2 protein-coding genes are annotated in these 849 nt (G+C 65.5%); one reads left to right on the forward strand and one right to left on the reverse strand.

Features of this window, described 5'->3' with window-relative positions:
- A partial coding sequence (locus IEY88_RS44975) for a hypothetical protein (protein WP_229694368.1) occupies positions 1-192 on the reverse strand: 192 nt, incomplete at its 3' end.
- Between IEY88_RS44975 and IEY88_RS43905 the strand changes: the two genes are divergently transcribed.
- Positions 118-849: FG-GAP-like repeat-containing protein (locus tag IEY88_RS43905; RefSeq protein WP_373294312.1), on the forward strand; the 732-nt coding region annotated here is incomplete at its 3' end. The two genes, IEY88_RS44975 and IEY88_RS43905, sit on opposite strands and share 75 nt — an antisense overlap.

Here is an 849-nt window from a genome sequence, read left to right on the forward strand (position 1 = left end):
TCGTTCACGAATGATGCGGCGGCTGATGTTTATGTCGGTTCGTCTACTGGTTCTGGTTTTTCTGGGCAGGTCGAGGCGAAGTGGCATGATTTCTTCGCGCCGAATGGCGAGACGCCGTTGAGTGGTGATTTCAACGGTGATGGCCGTGATGATGTGGTGGTGTTCACCCAGAACGCCGACTCCGACGTCCATGTGGCGTTGTCGACCGGCACCGGGTTCGGCCCGGCGTCGAGGTGGCATGACTTCTTCGCGCCGCCGGGTGAGAAACCGGCGGTGGGCGATGTCAACGGCGACGGCCGCGACGACATCATTGTGTTCACCGGGGGCAGCGCGGCGGATGTGTATGTGGCGTTGTCGACCGGTAGTGGTTTCGGGCCCGCGATGAAGTGGCACGACTTCTTCGCTCCCGGCGACGAGTTCCCCGCCGTGGGCGATGTCAACGGTGACGGCCGTGACGATCTCATCGTGTTCACCCGCGGCAACGACGCCGACGTCCACGTGGCCTTGTCCACCGGCACCGGTTACGGGCCCGCCTCCAAGTGGCACGACTTCTTCGCGCCCGGCGCCGAGGAACCCCGTGTCGGCGACTTCGACGGCGACGGCCGCGACGACATCGTCGTGTTCACCCGCGGCAACGACGCCGACGTCCACGTGGCCTTGTCCACCGGCACCGGTTACGGGCCCGCCATCAAGTGGCACGACTTCTTCGCGCCCAGCGTCGAGTTCCCCTACGTCGGCGACTTCAACGGCGACGGCCGCGACGACATCGTCGTGTTCACCAAAGACGCCAACTCCGACGTCCACGTGGCCCTGTCCACCGCCACCAGCTTCGGCCCCGCCTCCCGCTGG

Source organism: Lentzea pudingi (assembly GCF_014646255.1).
Lineage (GTDB): Bacteria > Actinomycetota > Actinomycetes > Mycobacteriales > Pseudonocardiaceae > Lentzea > Lentzea pudingi.